This window comes from Brevundimonas sp. SS2672 (assembly GCF_059579685.1).
In genome coordinates, this window is the sequence record NZ_CM184201.1 from 798,761 (window position 1) to 816,513 (window position 17,753).

Annotated in this window: 9 protein-coding genes, 3 pseudogenes and 2 riboswitches; of the genes and pseudogenes, 7 read left to right on the forward strand and 5 right to left on the reverse strand. The window is 65.1% G+C overall.

Annotated elements, in window-relative coordinates; genetic code table 11:
• Window positions 1-56: 56 nt before the first annotated feature.
• Together AC52GN_RS03930 and AC52GN_RS03935 are read left to right on the forward strand one after the other, a co-directional pair.
• Window positions 57-320, forward strand: a pseudogene (locus AC52GN_RS03930) (TonB-dependent receptor plug domain-containing protein); the annotation flags it as partial.
• 58 nt (window positions 321-378) lie between these two features.
• The gene (locus AC52GN_RS03935) at window positions 379-3,021 is read left to right on the forward strand and encodes a TonB-dependent receptor (protein WP_496528248.1); all 2,643 of its coding nucleotides are present in this window, start codon (window positions 379-381) and stop codon (window positions 3,019-3,021) included.
• A gap of 352 nt (window positions 3,022-3,373) precedes the next feature.
• On the opposite strand, the gene AC52GN_RS03940 is transcribed toward AC52GN_RS03935, so the two are convergent.
• The 4 genes and pseudogenes from AC52GN_RS03940 to AC52GN_RS03955 all read right to left on the reverse strand — a co-directional run bounded on the left by AC52GN_RS03940 (window position 3,374) and on the right by AC52GN_RS03955 (window position 5,455).
• Window positions 3,374-3,676: a sensor histidine kinase gene (locus tag AC52GN_RS03940; protein ID WP_496528764.1), complete on the reverse strand. Its 303-nt coding sequence runs from the start codon at window positions 3,674-3,676 to the stop codon at window positions 3,374-3,376.
• A 201-nt stretch (window positions 3,677-3,877) separates the two neighbouring features.
• Window positions 3,878-3,961 (reverse strand): annotated as a pseudogene (locus AC52GN_RS03945) (hypothetical protein); the annotation flags it as partial.
• Between the two features lie 313 nt (window positions 3,962-4,274).
• Window positions 4,275-4,736, reverse strand: a pseudogene (locus tag AC52GN_RS03950) (sensor histidine kinase N-terminal domain-containing protein); the annotation flags it as partial.
• Window positions 4,736-5,455, reverse strand: a complete 720-nt coding sequence (locus AC52GN_RS03955) for a response regulator (RefSeq protein ID WP_496528249.1) — start codon at window positions 5,453-5,455, stop codon at window positions 4,736-4,738. The gene AC52GN_RS03955 and the pseudogene AC52GN_RS03950, both read right to left, overlap by 1 nt.
• Before the next feature lie 38 nt (window positions 5,456-5,493).
• On the opposite strand from AC52GN_RS03955, the gene AC52GN_RS03960 reads away from it, so the two are divergent.
• From AC52GN_RS03960 to AC52GN_RS03980, 5 genes are all read left to right on the forward strand, one after another.
• Window positions 5,494-6,549 carry an ABC transporter substrate-binding protein gene (locus AC52GN_RS03960; protein WP_496528250.1) on the forward strand — a complete coding sequence of 352 codons (1,056 nt, stop codon included), beginning with the start codon at window positions 5,494-5,496 and terminating at the stop codon, window positions 6,547-6,549.
• A 218-nt stretch (window positions 6,550-6,767) separates the two neighbouring features.
• Window positions 6,768-6,852: riboswitch (glycine riboswitch) on the forward strand.
• A gap of 4 nt (window positions 6,853-6,856) precedes the next feature.
• A riboswitch (glycine riboswitch) is annotated at window positions 6,857-6,937 on the forward strand.
• A gap of 169 nt (window positions 6,938-7,106) precedes the next feature.
• Window positions 7,107-9,719 carry a TonB-dependent receptor domain-containing protein gene (locus tag AC52GN_RS03965; RefSeq protein WP_496528251.1) on the forward strand — a complete coding sequence of 871 codons (2,613 nt, stop codon included), beginning with the start codon at window positions 7,107-7,109 and terminating at the stop codon, window positions 9,717-9,719.
• A gap of 87 nt (window positions 9,720-9,806) precedes the next feature.
• A complete protein-coding gene (locus AC52GN_RS03970) occupies window positions 9,807-11,759 on the forward strand; it encodes a prolyl oligopeptidase family serine peptidase (protein ID WP_496528252.1) in 1,953 nt (650 codons plus the stop codon).
• Window positions 11,760-11,818: 59 nt separating this feature from the next.
• Window positions 11,819-12,817: an amidohydrolase family protein gene (locus AC52GN_RS03975; protein ID WP_496528253.1), complete on the forward strand. Its 999-nt coding sequence runs from the start codon at window positions 11,819-11,821 to the stop codon at window positions 12,815-12,817.
• 199 nt (window positions 12,818-13,016) lie between these two features.
• The gene (locus tag AC52GN_RS03980) at window positions 13,017-16,706 is read left to right on the forward strand and encodes an autotransporter outer membrane beta-barrel domain-containing protein (RefSeq protein ID WP_496528254.1); all 3,690 of its coding nucleotides are present in this window, start codon (window positions 13,017-13,019) and stop codon (window positions 16,704-16,706) included.
• 17 nt (window positions 16,707-16,723) lie between these two features.
• Here AC52GN_RS03980 and AC52GN_RS03985 read toward each other — a convergent pair whose 3' ends face one another.
• Complete coding sequence (locus tag AC52GN_RS03985; protein WP_496528255.1) at window positions 16,724-17,752, reverse strand: DUF6607 family protein; 1,029 nt, start codon at window positions 17,750-17,752, stop codon at window positions 16,724-16,726.
• Window position 17,753 lies beyond the last annotated feature (1 nt).

A 17,753-nucleotide genomic window follows, 5' to 3' on the forward strand; every position in this document is an offset into this window, starting at 1 on the left:
TTCGAGCGAATTCCGGCAAACGATTTACGGCGATACTGCTGACGACGACGGCGCTGATGGCGGCCGCTCCGGCGTTCGCCCAAAGCGTTGAGCCGGATCAGGACGAGGCGGGGAACGTCGACGTCACTCAGGTCGATGAGATCGTCGTCACCGGCATTCGCGCGTCGCTGCAGAACGCCCTGTCGCAGAAGCGCAACGCCGCCAACCTGGTCGAGGTCATCGAGGCGGAGGACATCGGCAAGCTGCCGGACCAGAATCTCGCCGAAGTGCTTGAGAACGTCACCGGCATCCAGATCACCCGCGAGGCGGGCGTCGGGCGCGGCGTGCAGATCTCGCGGCACGGACGCCAACCGGGTCGAAATCAACGGCGTCTCGACGGTGGGGTCGGGCTCGGGCCGGTCGGGCATCAGCTTCGACGATCTGGCGGCCTCGATGATCAGCTCCGTGCAGGTCATCAAGGTGCCGGAAGCCAAGACGATCGAAGGTTCGGTGGGCGGCACCATCAATCTGCGGACCATCCGCCCGCTGGACTTGAAGGATCCCCTGTTCGCCTTCCGCGCCCAGACTGAATACAGCGACCTGTCGGATACCCTGACGCCGCGCTATTCGGGCACGATTGGCAAGCGCTGGGACACGGACTTCGGTCAGTTCGGCCTGGTCGGCAGCTTCAGCTACGCCGAGCAGGACGTCGCCGCCTTCCGCCCGCGCGTCGACCGCGATGCGGTCGTCACTCCGGACTCGGGCCGTCTGAGCGCCGAGGCCTTCCCCTTCATGCGCATCCAGTTCTTCAATCAGGATCTGGATAATTTCGAGTATGAGACCAAGAATTTCTCGGGTTCGGCGGAGTGGAAGCCGAAAGACAATCTGAAATTCTACTTCGACATGACGCTGAACGATCAGCAGCGCGCCGAACAGAGCTCGACCGTCCAGATCTCGACCATTTCGGACAACGGCGTGGTCGACAACACGACGAACACCGCCTTCGAAACCGTCAACCTGGGCAAGGTGCAGGGTCCGAACGGGACGATGGATCTAGGCTCCGTCCAGGCGGCGCTGAAGGGGCTCATCCTGCCTCGGACGGACGGCAATCTTGCGCCCTATCTGCGCACGACCAGCGATACGGGCTCGCGCGTAACCGAAAGCCGCGTGTTCGCCTTGGGCGGCGAGTGGGATCTGGAGCGTTTGTCGCTCAGCGCCCAGGCGTCCTTGTCGACCTCGGACTCGGTCCTGCCCAGCTTCAATACGACGCTCGAATTCGTCAATCCCAACGGTCCCCAGCCGGTCCGGGGCGTGTCGCTGGCCAACGGCGTGCCGATCGAGTTCGACCTGAGCGGCGGCACGCTGCAGTTCGGCATCGCCCAGGGGCAGCTCTCGACGCCCAGCACGGCCCAGTTGCTGGACCCCGCCAACTATCGCCTGCATCAGGTGTCGCAGGGTCGTAGCGTTCGCGAGAATGAAGAGAAGGCGTTCCGCCTCGACGCCTCCTACGCCATGGACGGCATTGTGCCCTTCATCAGTTCGATCGACGCGGGGCTGCGCTGGAACGAGACCAGCGCGCTCAATGACAACGTCACGGGCAGCACCAACTTCACCAACATCGACTCGTCCTTCTTCCGTCCCAGTGGCGACCGCTTCTCCAACCTGCTGATCGCCGGCCCGAACAACTTCAACGCGGCCGATGATCGCCGTCTGTATTTCTCGGACTTCCTGATCCTGGACGGCGCCAAGGCCTTCGGCGATCCGGCCGGAACCCTGGCCGACATCAACGCCGCCATCGCGGCCAGCAACGCCGCCAACGGCTCCAATATTCCGCTGATCGGTCAGCCGACATCGCAAGCGAGCGCCTTCTTCGAGATCACCGAAAAGACCAGCACCGCCTATCTGCAGGCCAATTTCGACACCGAAGCGTTCGGGATGCCTGTGCGCGGCAACGCCGGCGTCCGTTATGTCAGCACCGACCTCAGCTCGGTCGGCAATACGGTCGCCAGCGGCACGGACGCGAGCCGGTCGGTGCACAACACCTCCTATGAATTCTGGCTGCCGCGCTTCAACCTCGTGGCCGAGCCGCGGGAGGACGTGATCATCCGCGCCGGCGTCGCCCGTGATATTCGCCGACCGGACTTCAACCGGCTGTCGTCCTCGGTGACCTTCGCCACCAGCGAGAACACGGCGGTAAACCGCGGCAATCCGAACCTGGAGCCGGAAACCGTCCTGTCGTTCGACCTGTCGGCCGAATACTATTTCGCTCCTTCCAGCCTGATCAGCCTCGGCGTCTTCCACAAGGTGCGCGACAATCTGTTCGCCAGCGTCACCGAAAGCCCGCCGGACAACGCCGTCAACGGCGTGGTGAACCGAAGCCGTGATCCGTCTTGCCCCGGCGGCGGCATCTACAACCCGATCGCCGTCATCAACGTCAATCACCCAGACAAGGGGCAGACCGGCATCTGCGTTCCGCTGACGTCGATGTTCAACGTGGATGGCGAGACGACCCAGACGGGAGTCGAAGCGGCCTTCCAGTACGACCTGTCGCAATGGGAGGATCGCCTCGGCTGGATGTCCGGCTTCGGCTTTATCGGCAACTTCACCTATCAGAAGACCGGCGGAAACGTTGACAGCTACCGGACCATCGGCCTGACGCGGAACACGACCCGCGACCTGGGCTTCGATCCTCTGCCGCAGGATCGCGTCGAGCTGGAGAACCTCTCGAAGTACTCCTACAATGCGACGCTGTTCTACGAGCGGGGCGGGCTGAGCGCCCGGATGCGCTACACGTGGCGTTCCGACTTCATCAACACGGAAGCCTTCACCTCAGCCTTTGACGTTCCGCGTGTCAGCGACGACCGCGGACAACTGAACGCCAGCGTCAACTATGAGATCAACAGCTGGGCCACCGTGGGTCTGGAGGCGATCAATCTGACGCGTGAAGACGCCAATGAATACTGCATCAACGACGATGCTCTGCTGTGCTACAACGGTCTGACGGACCGCCGCATTGTCGCGGGGCTGAGCTTGCGCTTCTGAGGGACGCCGAGACTTCTGCTCCATAACGAGATGGAGCGGAAGTCTCGCGCCAATCTAAGTATGCGTCGAGCCATGGCTTTCAGCCGACTGTTAGGGGCAAGGGCGGGGCTGAGAACCGCAGGTACTGATCGAGTCGGCTATAGCTGCGTTGCTCTGAGGCCATGGTTTGCGGCTTTCAAAGCAGCCGGATTCAGAGGCTGAGGTCGACGGTTTCGGTTCATCCACACAGCAGGCTGGCCGGGCCATACATGTCGTGGATGCAACCGTGCCAAGGGCGACGCGCCTTAACCGAGGAAGCGTCAGCATCCTCGACACCACCGGCGCAGCGGCAGCTCTCAGCGAGGCTGTTAGGTCACGAAATGTGGAAGCTTAGCGTGACGATCAAGCCCTTCTTTGTCGATCGGTTTCGGATGGAGAAGCCGCCGCCTTGGGCTTGCGCAAGGGATTCGACGATGGACAAGCCCAGACCCGCCCCACTGGGTTTTCGCGTTGCGCTAGGCCGATAGAAGCGCTGTGACAGGCGCTGCAGATCCTGAGGGGCTACTCCAGGGCCATGGTCCCATAGAGTCAACTGGGCGATATCGCCCTGAACATTGACCTGAAGCATGATCGGCGGGAGGCCGTAACGGCGGGCGTTATCGAGCAGATTGGTCAATTGCTCGACGATCAGATCCTCGTTTCCACGAACCAAAACCGTTTCCAGGGGGAGTCGAAGTCGAAGGTCGTCGCCAGAATGGCTGCGGCAGGCGGTGCGGACGGCGCGGCCGAGATCGGCTTCGCCGGCGAAACGCACGCCGTCGGCGCGAGCGACGGCGAGCAACTGATGAACGAGGCGGGTCATGTAGCCCGCGCTCTGCCGCGAGTCCTCCAACAGACGCAGCTCCGTTGTGCTCCAACCACGGTCCGTGCTCGCCAACAAATCCAGATTGGCGGCGATCACTGTCAGCGGGGTGCGAGATCTGATGCGAGGCGTCGGCTGCAAAGCGCTGGATCCCGGATGTGGAGCGTTCCAGTCGCGCCAGAAGATCGTTGTAGGCTGAGATCACGGCCAGCAGTTCACGCGGCGCCAAGTCGGTCGGCGTTGGAGCGAAATCATGAGGCGTCGCCGTGGGGCGCGCTGCGAGATGATCGGCCAGAGGTCGCAAGGCGCTTAGCCCCCAAGTGAGACTTGGCCAGATGAGCAGGGCGGCAAGCCCGACGAGCATGGCGAGAAACAACAAGAGGTTGCGGTGCAGTTCCGCCATGTCCGCCCGACGTGAATCCAGACTTTGAGCGACCGAGACGGAGACGACGCCCTCGCGCCCCGGAATGGCGACAGATTGCTGAGCCATACGCAACGGAACATTGTGCGCGGTCAGATAGGCGAAGCGCGGATGGTCAGTCGACAGCCCTGACAACAGGGGCAGCTCTTCATAGCCGGTGATCAGCTTGCCGCTGTCCCGCACGTTGTAGAAGACCGCGTCCCGTTCGGGGTTGTCCAGCAAGGCCAACGACCACGGCTCGACTTCCGCGATCACCTCGCCGTTCTCAAGCGTGACGCTTTCGAGGATGGTCTGCATGGCGCCTGCGAGCAGGCGGTCCGCAGTTCGTTCGACCACGCGATGGGTCGTCCACATGCCAATGGCGAGAAATAGAACCGCAAAGGCCGTCAGGGGGGCGATCTGCGCCAGGAACAGACGACTGATCAGGCTGTGATGCTTGAGAGATCTGGCCATCAGAGATCGAGGCGATACCCGCGACCGCGGATATTGACCACGGCGGGTCCGTCGGGCTGCAATTTGCGGCGCAGACGTCCGATATGCACTTCCAGGGCATTGGGCGAAGGCGCCTCATCCTGGGGAAAGACCTCCGCCGCAAGCATGTCCCTGTCCACGACCTGGCCGACGCGGGAAGCCAATACCCGCAACGCCGCCCATTCGCGGGGACGCAAGGCCAGGTCGCGGTCGCCGACCATGACGCGTCCGGCTTCCCAGTCACAGGTCATGGCGCCGATCATGACGGTCTCTGCGGTTCGTCCCTGGCGACGGCGTGCGATGGCCCGCAGCCGCGCCGCCAATTCGACGGGGGCGAAGGGTTTCACCAGATAATCGTCAGCCCCCAAATCCAATCCCGCCACCCTCTCGGTCAGCCCGTCGCGCGCCGTCAACATCAGCACGGGCGTGGTCGAGCCCCGGCGTCGGAGCGCGCTCAAGACCTCGAAGCCGTCGATATCGGGCAGGCCGATGTCCAGAACGGCCGCGTCGAAACCCCCGTTCGCCTCCAGGGTCAGGGCTTCAGCGCCATACTCGGTACAGCAGGCGGTGAAGCCGGCGGCTTCCAGACTGGCCTTGAGAGAATGCCTGAGCGCCTTGTCATCTTCGACGACCAGTATTTTCATGGCGACCGGCTGGGTGGGAGTGAGTGACTTTGCGGAACCTAAAGCGGCGCGCCGCAAAGTGGAACTGGCCGGCGAGCTTGATACGACTTCTCGTCGTGCTGGCGGTCGCGGCGACCGCGACCTGCGTTCGCGAACCGAACGGGCCTGCCACAAATCCGCTGACCCGCTGGAGGGCGCAGCGCGAAGGGGGCCTGGTCGTCTATACGAACACCAGCATGATGCAGCCGGTCATCGACGCTTTTCAGGACCGCTGGCCGATGATCAAGGTGCAGGTCGTGGATCGCAACTCGTCGCTGATCGCTGAGGAGGTGAAGGCGACGGCGGATGCGGGGCGACCGGGGGTCGATCTCGTCTGGTCCTCGGCGATGGATCAGCAGATCAAGCTGGTCAATGACGGCTACGCCCAGACCTATCGCTCACCGCATCGTCGCAGTCTTCCCGACGGCGCCATATGGCGGAGTCAGGGCTTTGGCTTGACCGCCGACCCGATCGTTTTCGTCTACAACCGTCGACTGTTGCCAGCGGACGCGGCGCCACGCAGTCACGCGGAGCTTCTGCGTCTTCTGAGTACGAGGCCCGAGGTGTTCGCCGAGCGGACCACCTTATATGACGTCGAGCGCAGCGCTGTCGGCATGATGTTGTTGTCTGCGGATATCCAGGCCTATCCAGACGCTTGGCGGTTGATGGAGGCCTTGGGCCGTACGGCGCCTCGCCTTGATACATCGGGGCATAGAATGCTGGGCCAGATCGCCGACGGCCGGAAGGTGTTCGCTTATAACGTCAACCGCTCCTTCGCGGTCGGCTTTGCTGCGGATCATGACGAAGTGGCGGTGATCGTGCCGTCGGACTATCGACTGTCCGTGTCGCGCGTCGCTTTTATTCCGCGCAACGCCAGCCATCCGGCGGCGGCGCGGCTGTTTCTGGACTTCCTTCTCTCGCGTGAAGGCCAGGAACTCATCAGCCGGACCGGCGCGGGCCCCATTCGTGTGGATATGGCGGATGTCGCCGCTTCTCCCGGGCTGAGGTCCATCCGTGTCGGTCCTGGTCTTCTGGCCAACCTCGATCAGTTACGACGTCGGCGCTTGATCGCCCAGTGGCGGACAGCGATGGTCGGAGCGGAACAGGCGCCAGACGATCCCTTCGCGCCATGATGGGCGATCGCGCAATCCTGTGGATAACTCTCGCGCGCGGTTACTGACATCTTCCTGTCACCTTTCTGACACCGCGCCGCTAGGCGGCCCGCGCCTCGCCGCACGATTAGGTCGAGCAAGGATAATAATAGCGTATATTTGCGTAGTATATATAAAGTAAGCAATAAATTTGCCAAAAATGTCGATTTGACAGGCTTTGTGAGGCGGTTTCCTACTGGTTTTGCAGCGCGGGAGAGATCGAACTCCGACGCCGAAGGCGCAACCGCCCCGGAAACGCTCAGGCAAAAGGACCGTGCTGCGCGGGAAACGCTGGAGAGAAGGCGGCCTTCGGGTGCGCCTCGCCGAAGGAGCAAGGGGCGACCCGAAACTCTCAGGCCCGATGACAGCGGGGGCGGTCAAAAGGCGCGTCAGTCGCCGCTGGTCTCTTGTCCTTGGGAGGGGACGCCGTCGCCATGAGGAACTTCGACTTGTCCAAATTCAATACTCGTTTGACCGGATGCAGCAGCGTCCTGGCGCTTCTCGCGTGCGCCGGCGGAGCCATGGCCCAGGATGTCCCTGTGGACGAAGGGCCCTCGTCGGTCGACGAGATCGTTGTCATCGCTTCGCGGATCGATCGCGCCGGGTTCGAGGCGCCGACGCCGACCGTGCGTCTGACGGCCGAAGATCTGTCGGTCGGCGCACGTCCGAACATTGCAGCGGCCCTTAACGACATGCCGCAGTTTCGCGCGACTTCGTCGCCGCAGACCACCGGCACCAACACGGGCGCAGGCAACGCGCCGGTCGATCTGCGCGGCCTGGGCATCAGTCGCACCCTGGTGCTGATCGACGGCCGCCGTGTGTCGAGCGAGAATGACCTGAATAGCATTCCGTCGATTCTGGTGCGCAGCGCGGATGTGGTCACTGGCGGCGCTTCGGCGGCTTGGGGCTCGGGCGCCGTCGCGGGCGTGGTCAACATCGGTATCGATCGTCGGTTCACCGGCGCCAAGATCGGCGCGGAATACGGCATCTCCTCCTTCGACGACGCGGAGCAGAAGCGTTTTGAGGCGGCCTGGGGGACGGATTTCCTGGAGGGCCGGGGCCATTTTATCATCGGCGCAGAATACCTCGACAATGAAGGCGTGGTGCCGAAGACTTCACGCCCGCGCATCGGTCGCTGGGGGCAGGTGTCGACCAATGACGGCACCGGTCGTTTCGTCACCGTGCCGGACGTCGGCTTCGCCAACGCCGCCTATGGGGGGCTGATCATGTCGGGCGTGCTGTCGGGCAAGGCCTTCAATCCTGATGGTTCGTTGCGCGACTTCGATTTCGGCCAGCAGGTCGGGACGTCGACCGTGGGCGGCGAAGGGCCGTCCAACGACGATCTCAGCCCTCTGGTCACGCCCCAGCAGCGCTTCGTCGCCATGGCCAGCGCCACCTATGACGTGACGGACACCCTGCGTTTCACCGCCGATATTCGTCACGCCAAGATGTGGAACGACTACATCTGGTTCGGCGACCATAACCGCGGCGATCTGCAGATCAGCATCGACAACGCCTTTCTGCCGACGGCGGTGCGTGACGCCATGACGGCGGCGGGTGAGACCAGCTTCACGATGGGCCGCTTCAACGCCGAGACCTATCCGCGGATCGACTTCGAACGCGTCACGACGCAAGCCACCCTGGCGCTGGACGGTGAATTGGGCGGCGGCGCCTGGCGCTGGGGCGCCTACTACAGCCATGGAGAGTTCGAGAACAACATCGACACTCCCGGCTTCCTGCTGAGGACGGAATACGCCCAGGCGGTGGACTCGGTGCTGGATCCGGCGACGGGGCAGGCGATCTGCCGCGTCTCCCTGACCAACGCCAACTCGGGCTGCGTGCCGATAAACCTGTTCGGTCTGGGCGCGCCCAGCCAGGCGGCCATGGACTATGTGACCGGCACGCCGCAACAGCGTTCGACCACCAAGCTGGATGTCGGGGGGATCAGTCTGCGCGGCGAGCCCTTTACCCTGCCGGCCGGTGATGTCTCGGTCGCCTTTGGCGTCGAGGCGCGCAAGGAGTCGATCGACCAGACCGTCGGCGAACTGGACGCGGCCAAGGCTTTCCGGACCTTCAGCTTCTCGGCCATGTCGGGCGAGTTCTCGGTCAAGGAAGCCTTCGCCGAAGTTCTGGTCCCGGTCGTTCGTGACCTGCCCGTTCTGAACAATCTGGAGTTCAACGCCGCGGCGCGCATTTCCGATTACGACACGACCGGCTCGATCTGGTCCTGGAAGGTGGGGGCGACCAATGAGTTCTTCCCCGGTTTCCGAGGCCGCATCACCCAGTCCCGAGACATCCGTTCGGCCAATCTGTCGGAGCTCTACACCCAGACGACGACCGGCTATAACAACATCAACGATCCGGCCAAGAACCAGACCGTCTATGTGCTGAACAACGGCGGCGGCAATCCGGATCTGACGCCAGAGACGGCCGACACCCTGACGATCGGCGTCACCTATGCGCCGCCGTCGATCCCCGGCCTGAACATGTCGCTCGACTACTACAACATCAAGATCGACGATGTGATCACCACCATCGCGCCGCAGGACCTGGTGAACCGCTGCTTCAACGGCAACACCGCCCTGTGCAGCAAGATCGAACGCAACGCCCAGGGCGACCTGGTCCGCACCATGTCCACCTATGTGAACCTGGCCGAGTACCAGACCGACGGCGTGGACGCCGAGATCTCCTACGCGGCGCCGCTGGACCGCTTCTTCCCTGAAGCGCCGGGTCGGGTGACGGCGCGTCTGGTCGGAACCTGGGTGAACAGCCTGACCACCAACGACGGCGTCAGCGAGATCCAGTACGTCAAGTCTCAGGGTTACTCCTTCGGCCTGGGCGTGCCGGAATGGCGTCTGAACGGCTCGCTGGGCTGGAAGGGGGATGTGTTCGGGGCGAACCTGCGCGCCCGCTACATCTCGGCCGGCGACTACAACAGCACGATCAAGATCGTGAACAACCACATCGGCAGCTATACCTACTTTGACCTGGGCGCGACGGCGGACCTGACCCGCTTCGGGGCGCAGGGGGTGGAGCTCTACGCCAACGCCACCAACCTGTTCGATCGCCAGCCGCCGGTGGGGTCGCTGTTCTCTCCCTACTACGACGTCATTGGCCGTTACGTCACGATCGGCGCGCGGGCTCGCTTCTAGGTCTGAGCCTTCGTGTCCTTGTCGCCGGCTCCCCAACCCTGACCAGGGAGCCGGCGACTCCTTCCCTTGCCGAGAGGGCCTGATTTCATGATTTCCCGACTTCCCCTGGTGTTGGCCGCCGCCGTGGCCGCCAGCGCCTTCGCCGCACCTGTGCTCGCCGAAGCGCCCAAGCCGGCCGCCATTGTCGCGGACGGGCTGCCGCCGGTGCCGGACGCCCTGGTTGCGGCGACTCAGCCCTATCTGGAGGCGCGCCGTGCGGCCTTCCTAGGATGGAGCGCTGTAGATCGCTCCATGCTGGTCAAGACGCGCTTCGGCGCCAGCGACCAGCTGCACCGTGTCGCCGCGCCCGGCGCGGCCCGCACCCAGATCAGCTTTGAGGCCGAACCGGTGATGTTCGGCGCGCCGTCGCCCGCCGATGGGACGCTGTTGGTCCAGAAGGACAACGGCGGCGACGAATTCTATCAGCTTTACACTCTCCATGACGGGCGGCTGAGCCTGCTGACCGACGGCCGCAGCCGTAACTGGTTCGGCGCCTGGAGCCCGGACGGCCACAAGGTCGGCTACGCTTCGTCCCGCCGCAACGGCGCGGACATGGATCTCTATGTCGTCGAACCGGGCGTCGCCGGATCGGATCGCCTGGTGGCTCAGGTCTCGGGCGGCGGGTGGAACATCGCCGACTTCTCGCATGACGGTCGCAAGGCCCTGGTCCTGAACCGCAAGTCCATCAATGACGCGGCAGTCTATGAACTGGACCTGGCGTCAGGCCAGATGACCGCTCTGACTGATCCGGAGGCGCAGGTCTCCTATGTCGATCCGCGCTACGGCGCTGACGGCGGCGTTTACGCCACCTCGAACCGCGACTCCGACTTCCTGCGCCTGGGCCGTATCCAGGGCGGCGCCTTCGTTCCTATCAGCCTTGAGGCGAAATGGGATGTGACCGACTACGCCCTGGCGCCGGACGGCTCCTTCGCAGCCTATGCGATCAATGAGGCCGGCGTCACCCGTCTGCGGGTGCTGGATCTGAAGAGCGGAGAGGCGAGGGCGGTCGACGGCCTGCCGGCCGGCGTGCTGCACTGGAGCTTCGGCGACACCATCCAGATCGCGCCCTGGGGCGAGATCGGTCTCAGCCTGTCTTCGGCCCAGGTGCCGGGCGACGCCTTCTCCATCGATCCCAAGACGCTGGCCGTGCGCCAGTGGACGTTCAGCGAGACGGGCGGGCTGGACCCCAAAGCCAATGTCGAACCGACGTTGGTGGAGATCCAGAGCTTCGACGGCGAGACGGTCTCGGGCTTCCTTTATCAGCCGAACGCGGCAAAATTTCCCGGCCAGCGGCCGCTGATCATCGACATCCACGGCGGCCCCGAGGGTCAGACGCGACCCGAGTTCCTGGGCCCGCAGAACTATCTGCTCAACGAACTGGGGGTGGCGCTATTCTTCCCCAATGTGCGGGGGTCGAGCGGCTATGGCTCGCGCTTCGTCAACCTGGACAATGGGCCTTGGCGTCGTGAGGATTCGGTCAAGGACATCGGCGCCCTGCTGAGCGCCCTCAAGCAGAATCCGTCGCTCGACGCCTCGCGCTTTGCTGTGACCGGCATCTCCTATGGCGGCTACATGTGCTACGCCACGGCGGTTCACTACAGCGATCAGTTGAAGGGGGCGAACTGCTATGTCGCCATCTCCAACTTCGTCACCTTCCTGGAGAACACCCAGTCCTATCGCCGCGACCTGCGGCGGGTGGAGTATGGCGACGAGCGCGACCCAGAACAGCGCGCCCAGCTTCAGGCCATCTCGCCGCTGACCAACGTGGATCGGATCAGCATTCCCCTGCTGGTGTCGACGGGCGGCAACGATCCGCGCGTGCCGGCTTCCGAAGCCGATCAGATCGTCAAGGCGGTCCGCAGCAACGGCGGCACGGCCTGGCATCTGCTGGCCGAGAACGAAGGCCACGGATTCCACAAGAAGGAGAACGTGGACTACTACTTCTGGACCAGTCTGCAGTTCTGGCAGGAAACCCTGCTCAACGGCGCGGCTTCGCGCTGAGTATTCCGCGATGGGGCGCCGGTAATGGCGTCTCATCGCGCCCTCTTTCCGAGTCCTTCATGTTTCTGAAAAAGGTCGCTCTGGCGACGGCTTTGTCATGCCTGTTCGCCGGTTCGGCGGCTGCGTCCCCGATCGCTGTGGATCATCATGTCCATGTCCACTCGCCGGCGATCCTCTCCTTCCTGCCGGGCTATTGCCGCAGCCCTGGGCGGATCGGCGCCTGCCCGGATATCTTCGTCCAGCCGCTGACGGCTGATGATCTGCTGGCGACAATGGACCGGGCCGCGGTGAGGCAGGCCTGGCTGATGTCCACCGCCTATCTGGCGGAAAGCCCCATGATGGTTCCGCCTGCGCCGGACGCGGCTGAGCTCGTGCGGTCGGCAAACGCCTTCACCGTCGGCCTGGCGCGAGAACGCCCGGACCGCTTCGTCGCATTCATCGGGATCAATCCGCTGACCTCGACGGCCTTGCCCGAGCTGGCGTTCTGGGCCGACGAGCCGGCGGCGGCGGGCGTGAAGCTGCACCTTACCAACTCAGGCCTCGACCTCAGGGACAAGGTACATGTCGCCCGCCTTGCGCGGGTGTTCGAGGCGGCGGGGCGTCACCGCAAGACGATCATGATCCACATGCGCACCCGCGCCGAGGACTATGGCGCGCAGGACGTGGAGATCTTCTTGAAGGAGGTGCTGCCGCACGCTGGCGGAAGTCCTGTCTTCATCGCGCATTCGGGCGGGTGGGGCGGCCTGGACGCCAACACCTGGTCGGCCATCGACGCCTTCGCGGAGGCGTTGGAGCGTGAGCCGGGCCTGGGCGCCTCGCTTCATTTCGACCTGGCCCAGACTTTCGACGCCGAGACGCCCGATGAAGATTTGGCTCGCCTTGCGGCTGTGATGCGGCGGATCGGTCTGGAGCGTTTTACGCTTGGTTCGGATTGGCCGTTCTCTGGCGAGTTGGCAGGCTATTTCGGCTCTGCGTTCGAGCGCTTGCCGCTCACTTCCGCTGAGCGCGGCCAACTGACCCCAGCTCACGCAGGCGGGAGCGTCCGGGGGCATGAATGATCACCAGGGAATTCGCCTTGTTTCGACGTGGTCTGCTCCCACGCCCTGCTCCGGACCCAGGCCAGGGCCAGGACCTAGGCCTACCCAAGTTACGCTGAAGCTTAACTAATTCCTCTTGTCGTATCTTAACTCTTTCCGCCGCACGTATCGGCCTCAGTTTAGATATCGTCTGCGGAGTTCGCGATTGCCTGTAGCCCGTGTGGAGACGCCGGTTTCGATTGCCGGCCTTGGTTTCGGCGATTCGCGGAAGAAGGCGCTTCTGAACTCAGTCTGTCGCCATCGCGCCATCTGGGCGGCGGCGGCGGCGGTGTTGCTGCCCTCCACGCACGCGTTCGCTCAATGCGCCGCTGCGCCGGCGGCGCTCAATCTCTCCTCCGGCAGTTGCGCCGATCCGGCGTTCACCGCGAGGCAAAGCGCAGACGCCGCGCCCGTGGTCGATGTCTCTGGATCGGGAAGCTATAGCGGCGTTTCTGTCGATCTTTCCGCGTTCGGCAGCGGCCACGGCGTGCGCGCCAGCGATGACGGTGCGATTTCGTTGACCGGCACGCCGTCGGACGGGGCCATGGTCACCACCTATGGCGACGACGGCCACGGCCTCTACGCCGATGGCGGGGGGCAGATCACTGGCAGCTATACCTCGGTCTATACGAACGGCGTCGGCGCTCACGGGGTCGAGGCGATCGGGACAGGCAGCCGCGTCACGCTGACCGACAGCGGGGTGAACACGGCGCTCGACAACGCGTATGGGGCCTATGCGTCGGGGGGCGGGACGATCACCCTGACCCGCACCAACGTCACGACTAGCGGCGCGGGGGCCTCTGCTGTTCTTGCGGACGCGGGCGGATCTATCGCCCTCAACGACCTGAGTACGTACAGCTATGGGGATGACGCCGCCGGCGCGGTCGCGGCGGGCGCTGACAGCAGCCTGAGCCTGAACAACGCCTATGTAAACGTTTCCGGAAACGGCGGCGCCGGGCTGCTCGCGGCCGATGGCGGACTGATCACCATGAGCGGCGGCGCGATCGCGACCGGCGACTACTACGGCGGCGCCGTCACCACCGGCTCTCCGGGCATGCTGGCCCGTGGCGCCGGCAGTCGGATTCTTGTCGTCAATGGCGCGACGTCCTCTACCTACGGCGCCGACAGTCAGGGCATCTGGGCGGACGCCGGCGGCAGGATCGACTTCGCCGGCTACGGCGTCTTCACCTATCAGCCCAATTCCTCAGGCGTAGCGGCGAGCGGGTCGGGCAGCACGGTCACCCTGACCGACACCATAGTCCGCACTTCCGGCCCTTCCAGCGCCGGCCTGCTCGTCATCGCCGGGGGCGCCGTCACCGCGAGCAACACGGAGATCACGACCGGTTATGGAAGAGACGGGAGCAACCTTCCGGCCCTTCAGTTTCCGAGCGCCGACATAGGCCTGGAGGCCCATGGCGCGGATGTGCTCGGGGCCGGCAGCCGGCTGCAGACGCAGAACGCCCGCATCACCATACATGGCGACGGCGCCGTCGGCGTCAGGGTCAGCCAGGGCGCCTCGGCCTCGATCGTCGGCGGCACTATCACGACCAACGGCGCCGACACAGCCGCGATCGGCGGCGCCGACGCCGTCCGGGCGACCGACGACGACAGCAGCATCGTCCTGTCCGGAACCTCGGTCAAAACGACGAACATCAACGCCGCGGGCCTGCATGCGATGGCAGGCGGCGCGATCGCCGCCACGGACGCCACGGTCGCTACGCAGGGAGCGAACGCCTTCGGCGTATCCGCGCGGGACGCTGACAGCGGCATCACCCTGACCAACACGAACGTCGCCACCTCAGGCGACGCCGCGTTCGGAGTCCGGGCCGGCGATGCAGGGACGGTGCAGATCGCGGGCGGTTCGGTCGAAACCGCCGGCGCCGCTGCGCACGGCGTCGCCGCCGTCGACGGCGGGAACCTCACGGTTTCGGGCGCGGCCGTCGCGGCGAACGGCGCCGGATCGTCGGCGATCTACCTCGCGGGCAGCGCGGCGAACACCGTGTCGATCACCGGCGGCAGCCTGAGCGCCGCTGGCGGCGCGATCGTCCTTTCCGAAGGCGGGACGGGCGTGGTCTCGATCGGCGGCGGCGCCGTGCTCAACCCCGCCGTCGTCAACGGCCGGCCCCTGCTGGCGCAGGTGAGCGACGACGCCGCAGGTGTGGCCAGCGACCTGACGCTGAACATCGCCGACATGCCGTCCCTGACGGGCGACATCGTCGTCGACGCATCGACCCTCGCCTATAATCTGAGCAACAGCAGCTGGACGGGCGATCAGCGCCTGATCGGCTCCGGAAGCGCGACCAGCGCCGGCCTGATCGCTTCGCAATGGACGGGCGACCTGCTCGCCGACCCCGGCAACACCGCCGACGTGTCCCTGACGCAGGGCAGTCTCTGGACCGGCCTGGCGCGAAATGCGGCCGACATCACGATCGACGCCGACAGCGCCTGGAACCTGACCGGTGATTCCAACGCGACCGGCGCAGTGGTCAACGCCGGCGTGATCCAGTTCCTGGCGAGACAGGACGGCTACAGCACGCTGACGGTCGGCGGCTATACGGGCGGCGCAGGGAGCCGCATCGGCTTCAACACCTATCTCGGCGACGACGCCTCGCCCACCAACCTGCTGGTGATCAATGGCGGTCAGACCGGCGGCACGACCACCATCCTGGTCAACAATACCGGCGGCCCCGGCGCGCTAACCGCGGACGACGGCATTCGGCTGGTCCAGGTGACCGGCGGCGGCGCGACGACGGCCGAGGCCTTCACGCTGGGCCAGCGCGTCGTGGCGGGCGCCTATGAGTATCACCTCTTCCGGGGCGGCGACTCCGATCCGGGCGACTGGTTCCTCAGGTCTCATCTCAAGAGCGAGGATCCGAACGGGCCCGACATTCCGATCTATCGGCCTGAGACGCCGCTCTATGCGCCTATTCCTGCGATCGCGCGACAGATGGCCCTTTCAACCCTGGGGACGCTGCACGAGCGCGTCGGCGATCAGGAAAATCTGCGAGGCTCGGCGGAGCAGCGAACCTATATGAACGGCGCCTGGGGGCGACTGTTCGGGGCGCGGCTGAACAACCGATGGGGCGGAACGGCCGAGGCGCGGGCCGAGGGCGATCTGGTCGGGTTCCAGACCGGGCTCGACCTCTTCCGGCGGACGACGGACAGCGGCCGTCGCGATCACGTCGGCCTGTATGTGGCCTATACCGACCACGACGCGTCGATGAGCGGCCTTGCACGCGGGATGCGCGATCTGGAGGTGGGCCGCCTGCAAACGGACGGCTCGTCTGTCGGGGCTTACTGGACGCATTTCGGCCCGACGGGCTGGTATGTCGATACGGTCCTGCAGCAGAGCTGGTACGACATGGAGGCGACGTCCCTTTATGGCTCCAGGGCCTCGACCGAGACGACCGGATACACGGCGTCGCTCGAGACCGGCTATCCCATCACCCTGCGAGAGAGCTGGCTGGTCGAGCCGCAGGCGCAGATCGTCTACCAGGATGTGCGGGTGGACGGGACGCAGGACCAGTATTCGAGCGTAGGCTGGGATGAAGGGGCGGCCTGGACCGGGCGGATCGGGGCGCGTCTGCAATATACCCGACGCGGCGCGCGCGGGACGCTTTGGCAGCCCTATGGAAGGATCAATCTCTGGCACGCCTTCTCCGGCCAGGACGGCGTGATCCTGGGGCAATCCTCCCCCGCGATCGAGAACCGGTTCGGCCACACGGCGCTGGAAGTCGGCGGCGGCCTCACCGCTCGCGTGAGCACGAACGTGAGCCTCTACGGCCAGGCCAGCCATCGGTGGACGATCGACGGCGACCAAAGCCGCCAGACCGCCACCGAAGCCGTCTTGGGTCTTCGTATAAACTGGTAGGGCGGAGGGAACCGCCCTCAGGGGCGGGTCGCCTCGTTGATCAGAGCGCGCGCCCGTTCCGCCGCCGCCTCGGTGGTCAGTTCGCCGGCGTTGATCTTGTCCGCCATCTCCATCAGAGCGGCGCTGGTGACGGCGCCGGTGTCGGCGACTTCCTGCACATGGACGCCGCCGTCGCGGGTGATGACGGCGTCCCAGGCGGCGCGGACCTCGGCCCAATAAGCCTTCGTCGCGGCCCAATAGTCGTCGCCGGGCTTGGGTTCGAAGGCGGCGGACGCGTCATAGGTGTTGACCACGTCCTCCTGCACCATGGCGCGAGGCTCGCCGCCGTCGCGGCCGGTCATCTTGACGTTGTCCTGGATATGGACCCAGCCGCCAGGACGGATGACGTGGCGATTGGTCCCGAGATAGCGATCGTAGACCGGGTTCCGCACGGCGTCGCGGCGAGCCAGGGGACGCCAGGTCGGGTCCGAGGTCCAGACCGTCATGCCGTTATCGTAGCTCCAGCGCCCCACGCCGCCGTAACGGGGCGAATCGTCTGTCTGCCAGACGGTCTGGGACCAGGCGCCCCGACGGTCCTCAGCGGACACAGTCGTCAGGGTCCACTGGTTGGGGCCGGCGTAGGTCAGGACGGTCTCGGGCTGATAGATCCAATCCTGGCGCCAGTGCTTGACGAGGATGGTCTGACCCTCGTGATACATGACCAGGATGTGCTGCAGGCTGATGCGGTCGCCCGTGTCATGGACGACGCGCACGATCTCCGTCCCGCCGGACGTCTTGGGTTCAAGCGGCTGATAGTCGGCTTGCAGGCCGACGGTTTCACGCATGTTGAAACGCACGCGATAGTCGCCGACCTGGGCCAGGATGGCCTGGCGGTCGCGTTCAAAGGCGCTGGCCGGGGCCGGTGACGACGCCTGGGTCTGGGGCGAGGTCGAGGCGAGGGGCAGGGCCTGGGCGGCGGAGGCACCGGTCAGCAGGGCCGCAGCGATCAGGATGGCGCGCATCGGTTGTCCGTTCTTGTGCAGGAGAGCTTCGCGTTTGTGGGTCATG

What these genes read in the sequence shown, in the direction of transcription:
- AC52GN_RS03970 (WP_496528252.1), top strand. Translation starts at nt 9,807, where the DNA reads ATGATTTCCCGACTTCCCCTGGTGTTGGCCGCCGCCGTGGCCGCCAGC.
- AC52GN_RS03975 (WP_496528253.1), top strand. Translation starts at nt 11,819, where the DNA reads ATGTTTCTGAAAAAGGTCGCTCTGGCGACGGCTTTGTCATGCCTGTTC.
- AC52GN_RS03985 (WP_496528255.1), bottom strand. Translation starts at nt 17,752, where the DNA reads ATGACCCACAAACGCGAAGCTCTCCTGCACAAGAACGGACAACCGATG.